Here is an 18,630-nt window from a genome sequence, read left to right as displayed (position 1 = left end):
TCCGTAGTTTCCTGCATGAATTTTCCCCTCCGTAAGCTCGCCGCCATTGACATTGGGTCCAACGCCGTGCGGTGCCAGATTTCGGCGGTTTTGTATTACGAAGGCCGCTACCGCCTCAAGCGCGTAGAGTACGTGCGCTTTCCCATGCGTCTGGGCGAAGACGTGTTTGCCACCGGCGAAATTTCGGCTGCCAAAGCCGACCAATTCGTCAAGTTTCTACACTCGCTTAAGCTGCTGATGGAAGTGCACAGCGTGGCCCACTATCTGGTGTGTGCCACCTCGGCCATGCGCTCGGCGGCCAATGGCGCTGCCATCGTGGCCCGCGTGCGCGAGGAGCTGGGCATGGAAATCAAGGTGATTGACGGCCAGGATGAGGCCTTCTACATCAACCGCGTCATCGAGCACGTGCTGGAAGACAAGCGCCACTACCTGCACATCGACGTGGGTGGCGGCAGCACCGAGTTCAACATCTACCACGACCGCCGCAAGGTGGCCGCGCAGTCGTTTGAAATTGGCTCCATTCGCCGCATGCAACAAGAAGAGAGCGGCAACGTCGGTACCGAAGCGCAGAACGAGCTTTGGGCCCGCATGGAAGCTTGGGTGCGCCACAACGCCCGCCAATACCACGTGACCCGCGCCATCGGCACGGGCGGCAACATCAACAAGCTCTACAGCCTCACCTCCGCCGCGCCTGACAAGCCCGTAACGCGCCGCAGCCTCGTTACCACCCTCGACCGCCTCGCCGGCCTGAGCATGAACGAGCGCGTGAACGTGGCCATGCTCAACCCCGACCGGGCCGACGTCATCGTGCCGGCCGGCCACATCTACCTCTCGGCCATGCAGTGGGCCAACGTCAACAACATGGTGGTACCCGACATCGGCCTGAAGGACGGCATGCTCCAGGCCCTATTCGAAGACTACTTCGATGAGCTCAGCCCCGACGGCCGCCACCCCGCCCGCCTGCCCGTGCCCGACGTGCAGAACAGCCCGGCGGAGATGGAATAGCGAGCCGCGAAACGGAACTGTCATCCTGAGCGCAGCGAAGGACCTTATCACGTTGGAACGAATTGTTCTTGGTTGATAAGGTTCTTCGCTGCGCTCAGGATGACAGTTCTGTTTTTAGTTCTGTATAGCTCCTATGCCCGTGCCACCGTCGGCGCCACGGCACCTTCGTCTACGTGCCCAACCGGGGTGGTGATGTCTTCGCAGGCATCGTCCGGCTCGCCTTCGCCAAAGGCTTCATCCGCTTCGGCTTCCTGGGCTTCAGCTAGGGTCTGCGCCGCTGCTTCGGCTTCAGCCTGCTGGGTGGCTTCCATCTCCCGCCGGCGCTCCGCTTGCACGCCTAATAAGGCCAGCATGCCGTCGGGCGTGGCAGTCGCTAGTTGGGCTTCGTCGCGCTTGAAGAAGTCCTTGTGCACGTTCACCACGGGCTCGCCGGGGGCCGGGCGCTGCCGGATGTAAGCGCCATCTTCGCGCATGAGGTAGCTATTTTGATTGTCCATCATATTCATCATCAGAATATTGATGGCCTCGCGCTTAAGCTGCGGATTAACAATCAAAAACAAGGCTTCGATGCGACGGTCGAACGAACGTACCATGATGTCGGCCGAGCCGGCGTACACCCGGGCGTCGCCGCCGTTGTGGAAATAGAACAGGCGGGTGTGCTCCAGGTACTCGCCCACGATGCTGCGCACCTCAATGTTTTCGCTCAGCCCTGGCCGGCCCGGCCGCAGACAGCAGATGCCCCGCACGATGAAGCGGATGGGCACGCCCGCCTTGGCAGCCTTGTAAAACTCGTCAATCAGCTCCTTATCCTCGAGCGAATTCATCTTCATCACGATGCCGCTGGGCAGGCCCTTTTTGGCGTGCTTCACCTCCTCACGCACCAGGTGGATGAGCTGCTGCCGCATGTCCTTCGGCGCCGTGATGAGGTATTCGTAGTCGTCGGGCTGCGAGTGGCCGGTGATAACGTTGAAGAATTCCGACACGTCGTGGCCGTACACGTCGTTGGTCGTGAGCAGGCTCACGTCGGTGTAGAGGCGCGAGGTCTGCTCGTTGTAGTTGCCCGAGCCGATGTGCACGTAGCGCGTCACCTTCTCGCCTTCCTTGCGGATAATCATGAGCAGTTTGGTGTGCGTCTTGTACTTGCTCACGCCGTATATCACGAAGCAGCCGGCTTTTTCCAGCTTGGCACCCTCGCGGATGTTCTTCTCCTCATCGAAGCGCGCCTTCACCTCAAACAGCACTGATACGTGCTTGCCGTTCTCGGCCGCCTTCAGCAGCGCGGCGCTCACGCGGGAGTCGTCGGCCAGGCGGTAGATGGTTTGCTTGATGCCCAGCACGTGCGGGTCGACAGCGGCCTGCTCCAGCAGGCGCACCATGGGCTCGATGCTGTTGTATGGGTGGTGCAGCAGCACGTCGTGGTGCTTGAGGTACTCGAAGAGGTTTTCCTCGGCGCCCTCGGGCAAGCTCAGCGGCTGCACCGACGACGGCATTTTAGCCGTTTTGCCCCGGAAGTTGGGGTGGCGCACTATCTGCCACAAGCCCTTCAGGTCAATCAGCGAGTTGATGACAAAAACGTTGCCGTTGTCGATGTTCCACCGCTCGCGCAGCACCTGCATCAGCGTGGGCGAGGCGTTGGGCTCTACTTCCACGCGCACCACGCGGCCACGCTTGCGGGTTTTGAGGCCCACCTGAATTTCCTTTATGAAGTCGTTGTCGATGTCATCGGATTCTTCCAGCGTGAAGTCGCCGTTGCGCGTAATGCGGAACAGGTCGGCCGACACGATTTCTACGTTGCGAAACAGCCGGGGCAGAAACTCGCGCACCACTTCCTCGATGGGCACAAAGATGACCTTGTCCTTGCGCGTAAGCTCGAAAAACCGGGTCAGGTTCTGCGGAATCTGCACGAAGGTGAGGCGCTCCTGCCCTTTCTCAGCCTCGCCGTCGAGCCCCACTGCAATGCCGCTGCCAATGCGCGTCACCACGCCAAAGATGAGCATCTGGTTCATCATTAGCGGGAAGCCGTGGTAGGAGTCGTACACCATCGGCGTGAGCAGCGGGAACACCGTATTCTTGAAATACCCGTCGGCCTTCTTGATTTCGAGCTCCGTCAGGTCGCTCATCTTCAGAATATTAAAGCCGTTCTTCTCAAAGTTAGGCTTTAACTCGTTCAGATAAGTCAGGCTCTGGTCATTTACGAAGCGGTGCGCGAAATCCAGCAGCTTGCGCCGGAACGGCAGCTCGCGCAGGCCCGAGTAATCAATTCGCTCCTTGCCGTAGTCGAGGTAGTTGTACAGCGAGCCCACGCGAATCATGAAAAACTCGTCGAGGTTCGAACTCGTGATGGCCAGAAACTTCAGCTTGTCAAACAAGCCCCGGCCGGCGTCCTGCGCCTGGTCGAGCACACGGTAGTTGAAGCGCAGCCAGCTCAGGTCGCGGCTGATGTACTTGCTTTTGCGGATAAGGTCGGCGGACTTAAATAGCTTCATGAACCACGGATTTTCGGATGTAAACGGATTTTGCGGCCTTGGGGGTGCCGCATACTCGCTCGTCTGCCGACAAATTAACGGCAGACCATCCCTCAAAACCGCGCTATTAAGGCATTATTAATGCAGCTACCTCGCCTGCGGCCCCAGATACAGCCGGAACGTGGTGCCCTGCCCCTCCTGGCTGGTCACCTCAATGCGGCCGCCCCGGGCCTGCACCAGCCGATTGACCAGAAACAAACCCACGCCCGTGCCCGAAGAGGCCTGCGGATGGAAGCGCCGAAACAGTTGGAAAATCTCACCCCCGTGCCGCTCTAGGTCAATGCCCAGGCCGTTGTCGCGCACTTCGAGCACCGGCTGGCCGGCGTCATAATAGCTACGCACTTCCACCTGGGCCGGCCGTTCGGGGTGGCGGTACTTCAGAGCATTGCCCAGCAGGTTGAGCAAGATGGTGCGCAGGCTGATGCGCTCAAATTGCAGCGCCGGCAGCGCCGTAAAATCGGTCTGTACGCGGCCTTCGGCTGCCGCTATCTGAGGCTGTAGAAGGGTCAGTATTTCGTTGGTCAGGTCGGCCAGCACCACTTTTTCGGTGGGCTGGCCGCCGGTCATGCGCTCGGCCTGCACCACGGCCGAAAGGTCGTGAATGGTTTTGCTCAAGTCCTGCAACGACGTATCAACCAGTCGCAGCACCGTACCGGCTTCCGCGTCGTGAAACGTGGCAGAGTTGCGCAGTTCCTCAAACAAGCCGCGCAGGTTGTCGACAGGCTGCTTGAGGTCGTGCGAGGCCGCGTACACGAAGTTGTCGAGGTCAAGGTTGGCGCGGGCCAAGTCGGTGTTGGCGGCCGTAAGCTGAGCGTTTTTAAGGCCGATTTCGTGGCGGGTTTCGGTCAGGGCATCCAGGGAGTCGCGCAGCTGCTGGTTCACGGCCCGCAGCTCGTCGTGGTAGCGCGACACGTATTGCCGCCACTCGTTTTTCTCAATGGCGTGCAGCACCGTCTTGGCCAGCAGTTCCTGGTCAAACTGCTGCTTCACCAGGTAGTCGAGGGCGCCGTTGTTGAGGGCGCGCACGGCCAGTTCCTCGCTGCCGCCACCGGTCACCATTACCACGCAGAGGCTATCGGGCGGGGTGAGGCTTTTCAGGTCGGCCAGGATGTCGAGCCCGTCCGCGTCGGGCAGGTTGTAGTCGAGCAGCACGCAGTCGGGCCGATGGTCTAGGAACTGAGCCCGCGCCTCAGCGGCCGTGGCCGCTTCTTCAAAGCTGATGCTCTCGAAGCCCAGGTGGCGCCCCAAAAAACGCCGGTACAAGGCGCGGTCTTGCTCGTTGTCATCAACGAGTAGTATTTTCTTCATGTGCCCTGCTCCTACAATGCCTTCGGCAGTTCCGAGGTTTCCAGCCAGTACTGAATGGCGTGGCGGACTTTCTCCTCCAGCGCTGCGTACTCGATGGGTTTGGCAAGGTAGCTATTGGCGCCCATTTGGTAGCAGTCGGCAATGTCGCCGGCGCTGGTCGAGGTGCTGAACACGACGACAGGAATGGACTGCAGCTTGGGGTCCCGCTTCATGATTTCGAGCACGGCGCGCCCGTCGGTGCCGGGCATGTTCAGGTCAAGCAGCACGAAGGCCGGCAGCGTTTGGGGCCAGCCGGAAGCTTTGCCGTAGCCCTGCAGGTAAGCCAGGGCCTGGTCGCCGTCTTCGCAGCGCAGCACCGGGTTTTGCAGGGCGTGCTTCCGAAACACACGGCTCAGGGCCATGAAGTCTTCGGCGCTGTCCTCTACGACAAGAATGGGTTTAAGAGGCGATAAAAGCACGATTACCGGCTGATTTTAGGAATAGTGAAGTAAAACGTTGCCCCCTGGCCGGGTTGTGAATCAACCCACAAGAGGCCGCCATGTTTTTCAACCATCTTTTTAACGATGGCCAGGCCTGCTCCGGTACCTCCCCCGTATTTGTCGGGGGTGTGCAGGCGCTTAAATAGCTTGAAGATGTTCGTCTGGTGGCGCGGGTCAATCCCGATGCCGTTATCTTGTACGTAAAATACGTACAATTCGTCGCGATTTATCGCGGGAAAAAGCTCAATGGCTGCTTCCCCCACCCGAATGACCTTTTCCGGCCGGTCGTTGTACTTCATGGCGTTCGACAACAGGTTGCTGAATACCTCCTGCATCCGAATGCGGTCGGCCATGATGGTGGGCAGCTTGTGCCGCACAATGAGCTGCGTCTGGGTTTCTTCGAAGCGCAGTTGCAGCAGCTCGCTCACTTCTTCCAGCACTTCGTTCAGGTTCACTTCTTCGAGCTCCAACTCGGCCCGGCCCACGCGCGAGAGCTGCAGCAACGACTCAATCAGGCTTTCCATGCGCTGGCTCAGGCGCACCAGGGTTTGCAGCCGGTGCACGCCTTCTTCGTCGAGCTTGTCGGCGTAGTCTTCGAGCAGGAAAAGCGAATAGTTGTGAATGCCGCGCAGGGGCTCCTTGAGGTCGTGCGAGGCCACGTAGGCAAACGAGTCGAGGTCGTCGTTGCTGCGGGCCAGCTCGGCGTTGAGACGGGTCAGGCTTCGGGCCCGCGACTGCAGCTCGTTGAACACCTTGAGGCGGATATCGGAGATGCGCAATCGGATTTCCTTGGCCGCTTCCAGCTCCACGGGCCGCCACGGGGCCGCGGTGTTTTCCACCAGCTGCTTCCAGGCCTCAAACGACTGCCGGGGCGATAGAAAAACCTGCCCGTCGACCAGGGTCTGGTTTTTTTCGTGCTGGCCGGCCCAGGTCACCGTCCGCACCTGCTCGGGCCGGAACCACAGCAGGTAGTTGCCGGGCGCATCGGCCAGCGAAGCGGCAATGATGCCGCTGGCCGAGGCCCGTATGGCCAATCCAGCCGGGTTGAGCGCGGCGTAAGACGAAGTCGAAAATACTTCCTCCGGGACATGAACCTGCAGCCAAACCAGTAGGTCTCGAATTTGGTCGGGCGTGGGCGTGGTGCCCAGCGTCACGATTTCGTCGTTGAAGCACACGGCCGCCCCGCCGCAGTCGAACACGTCCTGGAGCGTGGGAGTATAGCGGCACAAGCCGTCCACAAAGTTATTCTGGCCCGACACCGTGACGTGCTCAAACAGCTCGCTCTGCCGCTCGGTGATGCGCAGCTGGTACTCCGTATTATCGAGCTGCTCCTTGCTGGCCAGCAGGGCCGAAAACGTCTTGCCAATAAACTGGCACAAGTCGCGCAGCTCGTAGCTCACCAGACGGGGCGAGAGGTGGTGGCAGGTCACCATGCCCCACAGCTTGCCGTTCTGAATAAGCGAGATGGTCATCGTCGCCGCCGAGCCCATGTTGCGCAAATACTCCAGGTGAATTGGCGACACGCTCCGCAGCACGGCGTAGGTCATGTCGGGCGGGCGGCTCGACACGGGGTTGCGCACCGGCACCAGCGGCACCGGGGCGTAGCCGGCGTCCGGTATGAAGCGCAGCCAGTTTTTGAGGTACATGGCCCGCGCCTGTTGCGGAATGTCGGTGGCCGGGTAATGGATGCCCAGCCAGGGGTCGAGGTCGTCGCGCTTGGCTTCGGCAATGACTTCGCCGCTTTCATCAGCCGCGAAGCGGTAGATGGCCACCCGGTCGAAGCCGGTAAGAGCCCGCACTTGGTCTACGGTATGCTGGCAAAACTCAAGCACCGAGCCCGCGGCCAGCATCTGGCCCAGGGCCGCATTCAGAAACGGCAGGTCGAGCGGCGCTCCTTCAAGATGGTCTACCGGTTCAAATTCCAGCCACAGTACCCCGTCGTAGCGGTGCATGATGATTTTGAAGTACGGCCGCCCGGCCACCGGGTCGAGGCGCACGCCCAGCAGTTGCGGGGCCGTGCCAAGCGAGCCGAGCAGCGCTTCTACTTTGGCTTGCTGGTCGGGAGCCAGCACCCGGTCGAGGCCACCACCTATCAGGCTTTCGGCCGGCTGGCCGAGGTATGTTTCGGTGTTGGCGCTGGCCTGCACGATGCGCTGCGTGTACTCATCGAGGCACAGCAGAAAACCGTAGGGCTGGATAGCGCCCGGGATATGAATGGGCTCCCGGTCGCAGTTGTTGAGGGTGATGGTTTTGCCCAGCAGGCTTTCGTCGGTATAGCTCAAGGTTTGTTTATCCACGCAGCAAGGCATTGAAAAGTACGGGCGGCCGAAGCCACGATTTCATCGGCCGTAGCCGGAGTGGCGGTTTCGGTCAGCAGCTGGCCGAACGCTTTCCACATCGGTCCGGTTCGCTCGCCGTAGCCTGCAAAATAGCGCCGCTGTGGAATACCTGCCTTTTCCAGCTGCTTGGTGATGACTTGCCCACCCAGTGTCGAGCCTTCCAGCACGTACATGGCCCCCAGCAACTGCGGCAAGGTGTGTAGCAGCGGCATGGCCGGGCATAGCGGTAGGCCAGGGTCCGCGGCCGGCCGCTGCAAGTCCTCCAGAATCAGGTGCGCCCGGTAGCGCTTCGGCAATTCCCAGGCCGGGCCAAATTCCGCTTCGTGCTGGCGCAGGGCCGTTTCATACGGCTCCAAAAAACCAAACATTCGCTCCAGAAACTGCACCGTGCCAGCCGTAGTGGGGGCGCCTGCCCGCAGCGCTTCATTGAAAGGCCCAGCCTCGAGGGCATCGTGGTACGGGCGGGTTTCGGCGCGCAGCCGAGCCAGGATAGTGGGCGCTGCCGGCGCTTCGGGCGGGTGAGGAACTGTGGGCATCAGGAAGGAACGGGCGCCGAATAACCAGACGCGTGGAACTACCAAAATTAGGGCAGACCAACGATTTCCGCATTTCAGCGAATGCTAATTTCCGGTGGAAGGAGCATTACCCACTCCGGTGATGATAGCAGTCGCCTCAATCTCAACCAATAACCGTGAGTCAATCAGCGCCTTTACTTCCAGCATGGAAGCTGCCGGCCGAATTGCTCCGAACACTTCGCCATGCGCCCGCCCCACGGCTTCCCACTGCGAAATATCGGTGACGAAGATGCGCGTCCGCACCACGTCAGCAAATGAGGCCCCGGCCGCTGCCAGGGCCTCCCCTATTTTTTCCAGCGCCCGTTTGGTTTGAGCGTATACGTCGCCTTCGCCCGTTATCACGTCACCGTCCTGCGCCGTGGTGCCGGCTACTTCCACTACGTTGCCCACGCGCACGGCACGGGAGTAGCCTACAATCGGCTCCCAAGGGGCGCCGGAGGAAATCAGTTGTCGCATAAGAATCAAGTTAACCAACCACAAAAAAAGAGGCAGCCGAAATCGACTGCCTCTTCCCATTCACGAAATCTGCGAAATCCGTTAAATCCGCATAATCTGCGGTTTTAGACGTCCAGCTTGGCGTACTTGGCGTTGCGCTCGATGAAGTCGCGGCGCGGGGCCACCTCGTCGCCCATCAGCATCGAGAACAGGTGGTCAGCTTCGGCAGCCGATTCTACCGTCACTTGCTTGAGCGAGCGGGTAGCGGGCTGCATGGTGGTTTCCCACAGCTGCTCGGCGTTCATCTCGCCCAAGCCTTTGTAGCGCTGCACGTTCACCGTTTCCGGCTTGCCGCGGCCGAGGTCCTCCTGCGCCTGCGAACGTTCTTCCTCGGTCCAGCAGTAGCGCTCCTCCTTGCCGCGCTTCACGAGGTAGAGCGGCGGCAGGGCGATGTAGATATAGCCGCGGTCGACCAACTCGCGCATGTAGCGGAAGAAGAAGGTCAGAATCAGCGTGCGAATGTGCGAGCCGTCGATGTCGGCGTCGGTCATGATGATGACCTTGTGGTAGCGCAGCTTGTCGAAGTTCAGCGGGCCGGTTTCGGTGCCTTCCTCGTCGGTGGTAAACGCCAAGGACTTACGCTCGTTGAACGTGACGCCCAACGCGGTAATCATGTTCTTGATTTCCTCGTTTTCCAGGATTTTGTGCTCCTGGGCCTTCTCCACGTTCAGGATTTTGCCGCGCAACGGCAGAATAGCTTGGAACGCGCGGTTGCGGCCCTGCTTGGCGGTGCCGCCGGCCGAGTCACCTTCTACCAGGTACAGCTCGCAGATTTCCGGGTCCGAGTCGGAGCAGTCGGCCAGCTTGCCGGGCAGCGAGTTCGAACCCAGCACGTTCTTACGCTGCACCATGTCCTTGGCCTTGCGGGCGGCGATGCGGGCCTTGGCGGCCAGAATCACCTTCTCCATGATTTTGTTGGCCTGGTTGGGGTTCTCGTCCAGGTACTCGGTCAGGATTTCGCCCACCACCGAGTTCACGGCGCCGCTCACTTCGGAGTTGCCCAGCTTGGTTTTGGTCTGGCCTTCAAACTGCGGCTCGGCCACTTTCACTGAGATAACGGCCGTGAGGCCCTCGCGGAAGTCGTCACCGGTAATTTCCACCTTGGCCTTCTCGAAGTGCTTGTTCTTGTCGCCGTAGCCTTTCAGCACGCGCGTCACGGCCGAGCGGAAGCCCGCCACGTGGGTGCCGCCCTCGTGCGTGTTGATGTTGTTGACGTAGGAATAGACGTTTTCCTGGTACGAGGTGTTGTACTGCAGGGCCACCTCCACGGGCGTGCCGCCTTTCTCGCTTTCCACGTAAATGGGCTCGGCCAGCAGCGAGGGCCGCTCCTTGCCGTCGAGGTACTGCACGAAGTCGCGCAGGCCGCCTTCGGAGTAAAACTCCTCGTAGCGGAACTCGCCGCCTTCCACTTTCTCGCGGCGGTCGGTGAGGGTGATGCGGATGCCCTTGTTCAGGTAGCTCAGGTCGCGCAGGCGGCCGGCAATGGTGTCGTAGCGGTACTCGGTTTCGGCGAAAATGGTGGGGTCCGGCAGGAACTGCACCTCGGTGCCGTGCTCGTCGGTGTCGCCGATTTCCTTCACGTCGTACTGCGGGAAGCCAATCTTGTATTCCTGCTGGTACACGTGGCCTTTGCGGCGCACGGTCACCTTCAGGTCGGTGCTGAGTGCGTTCACGCAGCTCACGCCCACGCCGTGCAAGCCACCCGACACTTTGTAGGAGCCTTTGTCGAACTTGCCACCGGCGTGCAGCACGGTCAGCACCACCTCAAGGGCCGAGCGGCCTTCCTTGGCGTGGAAATCAACCGGGATGCCGCGACCGTTGTCGCGCACGGTGATGGAGTTGTTTTCGTTGATGGTGACGTTAATCAGGTCGCAGTGGCCAGCCAGGGCTTCGTCGATGGAGTTGTCGACCACCTCCCACACCAAGTGGTGCAGGCCTTTGAGACCAGTGTCGCCGATGTACATGCTGGGCCGCTTGCGCACGGCCTCCAGTCCTTCGAGTACTTGAATGCTGTCAGCGGTGTATTCCGGCTGCGGGGTTTTTGCGGTTGTTTCGCTCATGTGGGCGGGATTAAATCAGGTCGTAAAACAGCCGATTAAGCTGCCAGTTACTGAACACTCAAAAGTACATATTTAATCCCATTTTCGGGAATTTTTGCGGTTTTTGTCCCCGGATTTTTTCATTTCCCACGCCCTAAAAAAGAAGTGCAAAAGCCAGCGCTGGAATGCACAAAAAAAGGGCCTTTCCCGGTTGGGAAAGGCCCTTTTTAAGCAAACTAAAAAGCCGGATTAGTTAATCACCAGCTTTTGGGTAGCAATGCCGCCTTCACCGCGAAGCTGCAGGGTGTAGACGCCGGTTTTCTCACCGCTCAGGTCGATGGTAAAGTTCTTCGAGCCCACGGTCGTGGCGTTCAGCGTTTGCGACTTCACCACGCGGCCCATGGCGTCAACCACCGTGAGCTGAGCGCCAGCCTTCAGGGTCGAGCCCAGGTTCACGTTGAAGATGCCAGCGGCGCCGGGGTTGGGGAACACGCTCAGGGAGCCTTGCAGAACAGCGTCGCGCTGGGCAAGCAGCGTTGCGGCTTTGTAAATGCCGCCCACGCCGTTGGCATCGGTGGATGCGCCTGCGTAGCCAGTTGCGTTGCTAGTGCCGGAAGGAATTACGTCGATGGCAAAGAAACCCTGGCTGCTGTTCAGGTTGGTCCAGTTCACACCATCGGTGCTGTAGGAAGAACCAAAGTCAGCCGACGTTTGGGTGGAAGGGAAACGCTGGCCCACGCTGTAGTAACGGCCGTTGGCAGCGTCGATGTCGTACCAGAAGAAGCTACCGTTAGCGGTATTGTTCGGGGTGATGGGTTGCCAGGTGGCGCCGCCGTCGCTGGTGCGGATTACGTTGACGGCCGTGAGGGCACCGCCCGCCGCCTTGGTGTTGTAGGCAATGCCGTTCAGCGCGTCCTTGAAAGCGAGCTTGCTGATGGTTTCGGTGAGGGGCGTGGGCGCGCTTACGGTCCAGGTCACGCCGCGGTCCGTGGATTTATAAACCCGCTCCTGGTCGGTAGCTGCACCCGAGGCGCCGCCAAACCAAATGGTGTTGCCCAGCGCAAAGTACGAGCGCACCAGGGCTGCCTCGCCGGCAAACGGCGTGATGGAGGAAGTCTGGGGAATGCGCGTCCAGGTAACGCCGCCGTTGGTGGTGCGCAGAATCTCGAAGTAGCCATTGGTGGGGTCGCCCACGGCCACGCCTTCGTTGGCATCAAACATGTGCACGAAGTCGAGGAAGCCGCCGTTGGCCGCCACAAACTGGGTGGCGGTGTTGGTGGTTTTGGTCCAGCTCAGGCCCCCGTTGGTAGTGCGCAGGATGTCGCCCCCGCCGGTCGCGCCGTACTTTGCTACCACGGCCGTCGTGGCCGATACACCGGACACGTTTGCCGTTTCGTAGGCAGAGTTGGCACCCGTAGCCGAAATGGCATCGAAATAGAATTCGGTGCCAGCCGCGTTATTGGTTACAAAGAAATAGTTGGCTACGCCGTTGGTGAGGTCTTCGGCCACTTCCCACGCCACGTTCGGCGCAACAGTGCTCAAGTGAACGGCGCGGTAGCCGGGAGAAAACGAAGACGTGTTAGTCGTATTTACTTGTACCCACGGACCCAAGTTGACGGTGGTCTGGGCGTAAGTAGTGCCGGCAGCACCAAGCAAACCCAGGAAAAGTAAGAATTTTTTCATGGTTGAAAAAAGTTTTTAAGGGGTGGTTATTGAGGGGGAATGGTTAAAAAGAAGTTTGTTTAAGAGGCTAGGCGGGCAACTCTAACCATGGTTTGGGGGCCAAGATAAGGACCATGGCCGGTTTTTGTCACCAAAACGCTTCCAGCAAGCGACGACAGCGCGTCTTTTATCGACCAAACCAGCAATTCAGCATACCGCCGGGCGGCGCGAATAGTTACATGGGGTTGGCCTCAGGGCCCGGCATGCAAAAGCCCTCCCCTGAAGCAGGGAAGGGCTTTTATGTGGCCCCGTTTGGATTCGAACCAAAGACCGACTACTTAGAAGGTAGTTGCTCTATCCAGCTGAGCTACGGGGTCGAAAACGGGGCGGGAAAAAATGTCGGGGTGGCAGGATTCGAACCTACGACCTCCTGCTCCCAAAGCAGGCGCGATACCGGGCTACGCTACACCCCGAAAAAAATAATGTTGGGCTTAGAAAGCATTCTACTGGGTGGAGCCCCAAGCGGAAGCTTTCGCAACCCAACATTATTGGTGGAGAAGGGGGGATTCGAACCCCCGGTAACCTTTAGAGCTACGGCAGTTTAGCAAACTACTGGTTTCAGCCACTCACCCACTTCTCCGGCTGGTTGTCGCTTCCGTCCGAAGCGGGTGCAAATATACTAGCCGAACTGAAATGGCCATGCCGCCTGCGAAAAAAATTATCTTTGGGCCTGTTTCGTGCCCAAAGCCGGTTCGTGTTGTTGCTTTGGGCCGGCGCTGCCTTTCTGACATTTAACCCTTGTACTTGCTAACCTGGGCATATCCTGATTTTCTTGCCGTGGCGGTGGTCCTGACCCTGACCTTGTTGTTGCTGGGGCGGCACTGGGTGCGAGTGGGGCGGGCCGGGCGGGCGCTGGGCAGCCGCGCGCGGCACCGCGGCTGGAAGCTGGCGCTGCGCCTGGCGGCCGGCGTGGCCCTGCTGGTAGCGGCTATGGGCCCCTCGCTGGGCGTGAGCCAACGGCCGGTGCGCACGGCCGGCAAAGACGTGTGGCTGCTCGTGGACGTATCGCGCTCGATGGACGCGCCCGACGTGACGCCCTCGCGTCTGCTGCGGGCGCAAGATGAGTTGGAGGAGTTGGTGGCCCAATTTCCGGCCGACCGGCTGGGCTTAGTAGTGTTCGGGGCCGAGGCCACGGTGCAATGCCCGCTCACATACGACCAAGCGGCGGTGCAGGTGTTCATCCGCACGCTGCGTACCAGCTTGCTGCCCCCCGGCCCCACCACCCTGCGCGAGCCACTGGAGTTGGTGCTGAAGCGCCTGAGCACGCCGGCGGCCACGCCGCGGGCCACGGCCCTGGTGCTGGTAAGCGACGGCGAGGACTTCGGCGAAAACCTGGAACCGGTGCTGCGGGAGTTGGGCCGCACCGGCGCCCGCATTTATACCGTGGGCGTGGGCACGGCCAAAGGCGCCCGCATTCCGAAACCGGGCGGGGGATTTGTGCGCGATGGCAAGGGCCAGGTGGTGGAGAGCCGCTTGCGGGAAGCGACGCTGTTGCAACTCGCAGCCCAAACGGGCGGGCAATATGTGGAGCTGAACGACCAGCAGAACGGCTTTGACCCGCTGCTACGCCTGCTGCGCAACATGCCTGGCCTGGCCGAACAGGTGCGCACCGTGAGTGTGGCCGACAACCGCTACCGCTACTCGCTGGCGGCCGCCCTGCTGCTGCTGGCGCTGGACGTTGCTTTGACTGTAACCACCATTCGGCTATGAAGTATTTGGTGATGGTTGTGCTGCTGTTGAGTGGCCCCGGCTTGCAGCTGCTCACCCGGGTGCGCGACCGCAACGAAGCGGTGGCTACCGGCGCCGCTGCTTACCGGCGGGGCGAAGCGGGTCTGGCTGTGTATGCATTTGAAAACGCGCTGGCCGCCAAAACCCGCCACCCCGACCCGCGCCTGCTGCTGAACCTGGCCCACGCGCAAACCCGCGCGGGCCTGCTGGCACCCGCACAGGCCACGTATGGGCGCCTGCTCACGGGCTCACCGGCAGCCTTGAGCAGCGTGGCACGGCAGCAACTGGCGGTGCAGGCAGCCCGACAGGGCCAACTGGCGCAGGCAATTAGTCTGTTGCGCCAAGCATTGATACTGAACCCGCACAACGCCGGAGCGCGCTTTGATTACGAAGTGCTGAGCGAGTACCTGGCCAAACGGCCGAATGCGCCGAAGATTCCGACCCCGCCCACGCCCCAGGAAAAGAATGCAGCCGACGAAAAGACAGCGCCGGCAAAAGACGGGGCAGCCCAGAACCAACCCGCCGAGAAAGCCGGCACCGCCCGCCAAGGCGAAGTGAATGACCAGAAGCCCAGCCCGGTGCCGCCCGCCGGCCCACCCGACGCCCGGCCCGACCCGGCCGGCCAGCCCGACCCGCGCCAACCCAGCGCCGCCCCCGGTAGCACGGCCGCTGGCGGCCGTACGCTGGGCAACGGTGCCCAGCAACCACTGCCGTCGGGCGAGGAGCCCGGCCAACAGCGCGGCCTTGACCGCAGCGCCGGCGCCTCCTCCCCTTTGCCCAATGGCCGCAGCAACCGCCCCGGCACGGAAGCGGCCACGCCGGCCGACGTACAGCTCCAGACCCAGCGCGAACGCCTGCAAGCCATGAACCTGAGCCCTGCCCAGGCGCGCCAGCTGCTGGAAACGCTGCGCGCGCAGGAACAGCAATATCTGCAGCAGTTGGCGCGCCCAGCGGCGCAGAGGCCCGACCCGAATAAGCCGACTTGGTAATTCGGGGCTGGGAATAAGCCATTTATATCAGTAACTAAAACCGGCTAACGCCTGTTAGGCTGACTGCTCGCCGGGGGACGGTAAATCCGTACTTTTGCGGCCAGATTCAACCTCCCACCCCACTTCATTTAACATCGGTATGCAAACCAAAGAAGTTGTCATTATTTCCGCTGTCCGCACGCCCATTGGGTCGTTTGGCGGGGCGCTGGCGTCGTTGTCGGCCACCGAGTTGGGCGCCATTGCGCTGAAAGGTGCCCTGGACAAGGCCGGCGTGGCGCCATCGGAAGTTGAGCAGGTGATTATGGGCAACGTGATTTCGGCCAATTTGGGCCAGGCACCTGCCCGGCAGGCGGCCAAGAAAGCCGGCTTGCCCGACACCGTGGAGTGCACCACCGTGAACAAGGTGTGCGCTTCGGGCTCGAAGGCCATCATGTTTGCGGCCCAGGCCATCATGCTGGGGCAGGCCGATGTGATTCTGGCCGGCGGCATGGAGAGCATGAGCAACGTGCCTTATTACCTCGACAAAGCCCGTTTCGGCGCCAAGTACGGCCACGGGCAGATGATTGACGGCCTGATGAAGGACGGCCTGTGGGACCCCTATAACGACTACGCCATGGGCAACGCGGCCGAAAACACGGCCAAGGAAATGGGCATCACCCGCGAAGAGCAGGACGCCTTTGCCATTGAAAGCTACACCCGCAGCGCCGCCGCTGCCAAGGCCGGCAAGAAGAAGGATGAAATTGTGCCCGTCACCATCGAAAGCCGTGGCAAAACCACTGTTATCGAAGACGACGAGGAGTACCTGAAAGTAGACTTCGCGAAAGTGCCCGGCCTCAAGCCGGCCTTCATCAAAGAAGGCACCGTGACGGCCGCCAACGCCTCCACGCTGAACGACGGCGCGGCCGCTGTGCTGCTGATGAGCCGCGAAAAGGCCGAGGCCCTGGGCCTCACCCCTATTGGCCGCATCCTGGGCTTTGCCGATGCCGAACAGGCGCCGGAGTGGTTCACCACCTCGCCCTCCCTGGCCATTCCGAAAGCGCTGAAAAACGCCGGCAAGACGGCCTCCGATGTCGATTTCTACGAAATCAACGAGGCTTTCTCGGTGGTTAGCCTGGCCAACAACAAGCTGCTGAACCTGGAAGGCACCAAAGTGAACAAGTACGGCGGTGCCGTGAGCCTGGGCCACCCGCTGGGCGCTTCGGGCGCACGCATTGTGACCACGCTGATGAATGTGCTCAAAAACGAAGGCGGCAAAATTGGCGTGACCGGCATCTGCAACGGCGGTGGCGGGGCCAGCGCCATTGTGGTGGAGGCGCTGTAGAGCACTATGTCTTGTGACTATTAGAACGTCATGCTGAGCGCAGCCGAAGCATCTCGCGTGCAGTAGTAAATCAATCATTCAACGGTTTTGATTACTACCACATGCGAGATGCTTCGGCTGCGCTCAGCATGACGTTCTTTTATTTCAAGAAGCCTCGCCAAATTGGTGGGGCTTCTTTTTTGGCCCGAATTTTAAGTGCTAACCGGCTACTGCACGGAAAACGCTTTTCCTGCGTTCTTGCGCCTATGAAATACCTGGTTCCTTTTTTCTTTTTGTTGCTGGCACTGCCGTCGCACGGACAGCGGCTGCGCCGTTTTATCTCGTATTACGATTCGCTGAAAACAAACAAGCGGGAAGTGTACACGGCGCTGGTGGCGGCCGATACCGTGCCGCAGGGCACCTACAAACGATTCTACCGCAACGGCAAGCTGGAGCAGCAAACCAGCTTCAACGGCGGCAAGCGCGACTCGGCCTACGTGGAGTTTCACCCCACCGGCACGCGCCGGCTGGAGGCCACCTACCATGACGGCATTCGGCAGGGGCCCTTCAAAACCTATTATGACGACGGCCACGTGGCCCAGGCTGGCTTTTTCGAAAACGATGAGCCGAATGGCGAAATCACCTACTACCACCCCGACGGCTCGGTGAAGCTGCGCACCACGCTGGTGAAAGGCCAGCCCAACGGCGCCCTCAAGGCGCTGTATCCGGATGGCAAGACGCAGGCCGAAATCACTTACACCGACGGGCAGCCCAACGGCGCCGTAAAATTTTACTACCCCAATGGGGTGGTGCAGAGCGAGGGCAGTTTCACAAAAGGTTTGTTGTCGGGGCCGTACAAAACGTATTACCCTAACAGCCAGATTGAGGTAGAAGTGCTGGCCGACAAGAATGGCCGCGGCCGCTACCGCAGCTACTACCAAAGCGGTAAGCTGCAGACCGAGAGTACCTACGCCCCTGCCCCACTGGCCCAGCGCACGGTGAAAAACCCATTGGGCGACGACCTGACCAAGCGCGCCGCCCCGGTGAGCGGCACGGCCAACCTCGACGGGCCGGCCACCAGCTACTACGAGAGCGGGCAGGTGAAATCGAAGCTCACTTATAAGAATGGTGTGCCTACCGGCCACGGCCAGGAATACTTCGAAAACGGCCATCTGCGCGAGGAAACCGACTACGGCAACGGCGGCAAGGACCGCAAAATCACGCGCTATCACGACGTGGCCGGGCAAGTGAAGCAGGCCGAAGAGCAATACAAGAGCGGCCGCCCGGCCGGCACCTGGCGCGAGTTTTACCCCGACGGCAAGACGCCCCGCAAGGTGGAAACCTACGGCCCACAGGGCAAGCTGGTGGGTGAGCGCCTCACTTACTTTGAGAACGGCGTGGTGCAGAGCCGGCAGCCCTACCTGAGCGGTTTCATGGCCGGGGTGGCGCAGGAGTACTTTCCCTCGGGCAAGGTACGCAAGGAAACCACTTACGTGCGCAGCCAGATTCAAGGCCCCTTCAAGGAGTACCGGGAGGATGGCACGCTGGCCGTAAACGGACTCTACCGCAACAGCAAGCAGAGCGGCGTGTGGACCTACTATAAGGAAGATGGCAAAACTGTGGACCGCACCGTGACTTACCGCAATGGCGTGCTGGTGGCCGACCCGGTGCACCAGCCCAAGCCGAAACCCAAGGCGCCGGTGAAGCGACGGTAGCCCGCGAAACCTGTTCGATTTGCACAAGCCCCGGCCTATTGGTCGGGGCTTTTTTTATGGCAACCGGGAAAATTTTTGTCTTGGGGCAACCCCACTTACGGTGCTTGCATCTAATGAGCAAGCACTACGCTCAGCCACTCTTCTGCCCAAGAGAATACGCAGGCCTGTTCGGTCGTAAAAATTTCTTTCTGTCTATCAGTGGGTAGCAATTTCAAAAGCTTAGCTTAACACAAAATATTTGAAACAGTACCTTGCGTTACAAAGTACCTGCTTTACATTTGTTCCATACAACGCCAAGTAGCTGCCGTTAGCGTGTACCAAAGACGGCCCGCTACCGAACCGTAACCTCCCACTCACCGGGACTAACGGGTGTCTGAGCTTCTCTCCCCCGCAGCGGAACCGCGGCCGCTG

13 protein-coding genes and 3 tRNA genes are annotated in these 18,630 nt (G+C 60.5%); 5 read left to right on the top strand and 11 right to left on the bottom strand.

Going from position 1 to position 18,630, the window contains the following annotated elements; genetic code table 11:
* Window positions 1–15 precede the first annotated feature (15 nt).
* Window positions 16–1,005 (top strand): Ppx/GppA phosphatase family protein, encoded by a 990-nt coding sequence (locus tag I2I01_RS20270; RefSeq protein WP_196288343.1) that lies wholly within the window; start codon window positions 16–18, stop codon window positions 1,003–1,005.
* Window positions 1,006–1,136: 131 nt separating this feature from the next.
* Here I2I01_RS20270 and ppk1 read toward each other — a convergent pair whose 3' ends face one another.
* The 11 genes from ppk1 to I2I01_RS20215 form a co-directional block, all read right to left on the bottom strand.
* Window positions 1,137–3,491: a polyphosphate kinase 1 gene (gene ppk1, locus I2I01_RS20265; RefSeq protein ID WP_211538066.1), complete on the bottom strand. Its 2,355-nt coding sequence runs from the start codon at window positions 3,489–3,491 to the stop codon at window positions 1,137–1,139.
* 126 nt (window positions 3,492–3,617) lie between these two features.
* Window positions 3,618–4,838: a sensor histidine kinase gene (locus tag I2I01_RS20260; RefSeq protein WP_196288342.1), complete on the bottom strand. Its 1,221-nt coding sequence runs from the start codon at window positions 4,836–4,838 to the stop codon at window positions 3,618–3,620.
* 11 nt (window positions 4,839–4,849) lie between these two features.
* Entirely contained in the window at window positions 4,850–5,296 is a 447-nt protein-coding gene (locus I2I01_RS20255; RefSeq protein WP_211538065.1) for a response regulator, read from the bottom strand.
* A 2-nt stretch (window positions 5,297–5,298) separates the two neighbouring features.
* Complete coding sequence (locus I2I01_RS20250; RefSeq protein ID WP_196288341.1) at window positions 5,299–7,614, bottom strand: ATP-binding protein; 2,316 nt, start codon at window positions 7,612–7,614, stop codon at window positions 5,299–5,301.
* Window positions 7,596–8,192 (bottom strand): biliverdin-producing heme oxygenase, encoded by a 597-nt coding sequence (locus I2I01_RS20245; RefSeq protein ID WP_196288340.1) that lies wholly within the window; start codon window positions 8,190–8,192, stop codon window positions 7,596–7,598. The genes I2I01_RS20250 and I2I01_RS20245 overlap by 19 nt, the downstream gene beginning before the upstream one ends.
* A gap of 84 nt (window positions 8,193–8,276) precedes the next feature.
* Window positions 8,277–8,687 (bottom strand): RidA family protein, encoded by a 411-nt coding sequence (locus I2I01_RS20240; RefSeq protein ID WP_196288339.1) that lies wholly within the window; start codon window positions 8,685–8,687, stop codon window positions 8,277–8,279.
* Window positions 8,688–8,791: 104 nt separating this feature from the next.
* Window positions 8,792–10,786 carry a DNA topoisomerase (ATP-hydrolyzing) subunit B gene (gyrB, locus tag I2I01_RS20235; protein WP_196288338.1) on the bottom strand — a complete coding sequence of 665 codons (1,995 nt, stop codon included), beginning with the start codon at window positions 10,784–10,786 and terminating at the stop codon, window positions 8,792–8,794.
* Between the two features lie 228 nt (window positions 10,787–11,014).
* Window positions 11,015–12,448: a T9SS type A sorting domain-containing protein gene (locus I2I01_RS20230; RefSeq protein ID WP_196288337.1), complete on the bottom strand. Its 1,434-nt coding sequence runs from the start codon at window positions 12,446–12,448 to the stop codon at window positions 11,015–11,017.
* Between the two features lie 282 nt (window positions 12,449–12,730).
* Window positions 12,731–12,804: transfer RNA gene (locus I2I01_RS20225), tRNA-Arg, on the bottom strand.
* 22 nt (window positions 12,805–12,826) lie between these two features.
* Window positions 12,827–12,900, bottom strand: a tRNA-Pro gene (locus I2I01_RS20220).
* Window positions 12,901–12,976: 76 nt separating this feature from the next.
* Window positions 12,977–13,067 (bottom strand) — tRNA-Ser (locus I2I01_RS20215).
* Window positions 13,068–13,225: 158 nt separating this feature from the next.
* Here I2I01_RS20215 and I2I01_RS20210 point away from each other — a divergent pair.
* The 4 genes from I2I01_RS20210 (at window position 13,226) to I2I01_RS20195 (ending at window position 18,219) form a co-directional block, all read left to right on the top strand.
* Window positions 13,226–14,197 (top strand): VWA domain-containing protein, encoded by a 972-nt coding sequence (locus I2I01_RS20210; protein WP_196288336.1) that lies wholly within the window; start codon window positions 13,226–13,228, stop codon window positions 14,195–14,197.
* Window positions 14,194–15,204 (top strand): hypothetical protein, encoded by a 1,011-nt coding sequence (locus tag I2I01_RS20205; protein ID WP_196288335.1) that lies wholly within the window; start codon window positions 14,194–14,196, stop codon window positions 15,202–15,204. Before I2I01_RS20210 ends, I2I01_RS20205 begins: the two co-directional genes overlap by 4 nt.
* Window positions 15,205–15,343: 139 nt before the next feature.
* The gene (locus tag I2I01_RS20200; RefSeq protein WP_196288334.1) at window positions 15,344–16,525 is read left to right on the top strand and encodes an acetyl-CoA C-acyltransferase; all 1,182 of its coding nucleotides are present in this window, start codon (window positions 15,344–15,346) and stop codon (window positions 16,523–16,525) included.
* Between the two features lie 245 nt (window positions 16,526–16,770).
* On the top strand, window positions 16,771–18,219 hold the full coding sequence (locus tag I2I01_RS20195) for a toxin-antitoxin system YwqK family antitoxin (protein ID WP_196288333.1): 1,449 nt from the start codon (window positions 16,771–16,773) through the stop codon (window positions 18,217–18,219).
* The last annotated feature ends 411 nt before the right edge of the window (window positions 18,220–18,630 follow it).

The organism is Hymenobacter properus (assembly GCF_015694735.1).
Classification (GTDB): Bacteria; Bacteroidota; Bacteroidia; order Cytophagales; family Hymenobacteraceae; genus Hymenobacter; species Hymenobacter properus.
This window is presented reverse-complemented; position numbering and strand designations above follow the sequence as displayed.

Excerpts from the sequence above, each read along its gene's own strand:
- I2I01_RS20230 (WP_196288337.1), bottom strand. The coding sequence starts at position 12,448 with ATGAAAAAATTCTTACTTTTCCTGGGTTTGCTTGGTGCTGCCGGCACT.
- I2I01_RS20270 (WP_196288343.1), top strand. The coding sequence starts at position 16 with ATGAATTTTCCCCTCCGTAAGCTCGCCGCCATTGACATTGGGTCCAAC.
- gyrB (WP_196288338.1), bottom strand. The coding sequence starts at position 10,786 with ATGAGCGAAACAACCGCAAAAACCCCGCAGCCGGAATACACCGCTGAC.
- I2I01_RS20240 (WP_196288339.1), bottom strand. The coding sequence starts at position 8,687 with ATGCGACAACTGATTTCCTCCGGCGCCCCTTGGGAGCCGATTGTAGGC.
- I2I01_RS20195 (WP_196288333.1), top strand. The coding sequence starts at position 16,771 with ATGAAATACCTGGTTCCTTTTTTCTTTTTGTTGCTGGCACTGCCGTCG.
- I2I01_RS20245 (WP_196288340.1), bottom strand. The coding sequence starts at position 8,192 with ATGCCCACAGTTCCTCACCCGCCCGAAGCGCCGGCAGCGCCCACTATC.
- I2I01_RS20260 (WP_196288342.1), bottom strand. The coding sequence starts at position 4,838 with ATGAAGAAAATACTACTCGTTGATGACAACGAGCAAGACCGCGCCTTG.
- I2I01_RS20200 (WP_196288334.1), top strand. The coding sequence starts at position 15,344 with ATGCAAACCAAAGAAGTTGTCATTATTTCCGCTGTCCGCACGCCCATT.
- ppk1 (WP_211538066.1), bottom strand. The coding sequence starts at position 3,491 with ATGAAGCTATTTAAGTCCGCCGACCTTATCCGCAAAAGCAAGTACATC.
- I2I01_RS20205 (WP_196288335.1), top strand. The coding sequence starts at position 14,194 with ATGAAGTATTTGGTGATGGTTGTGCTGCTGTTGAGTGGCCCCGGCTTG.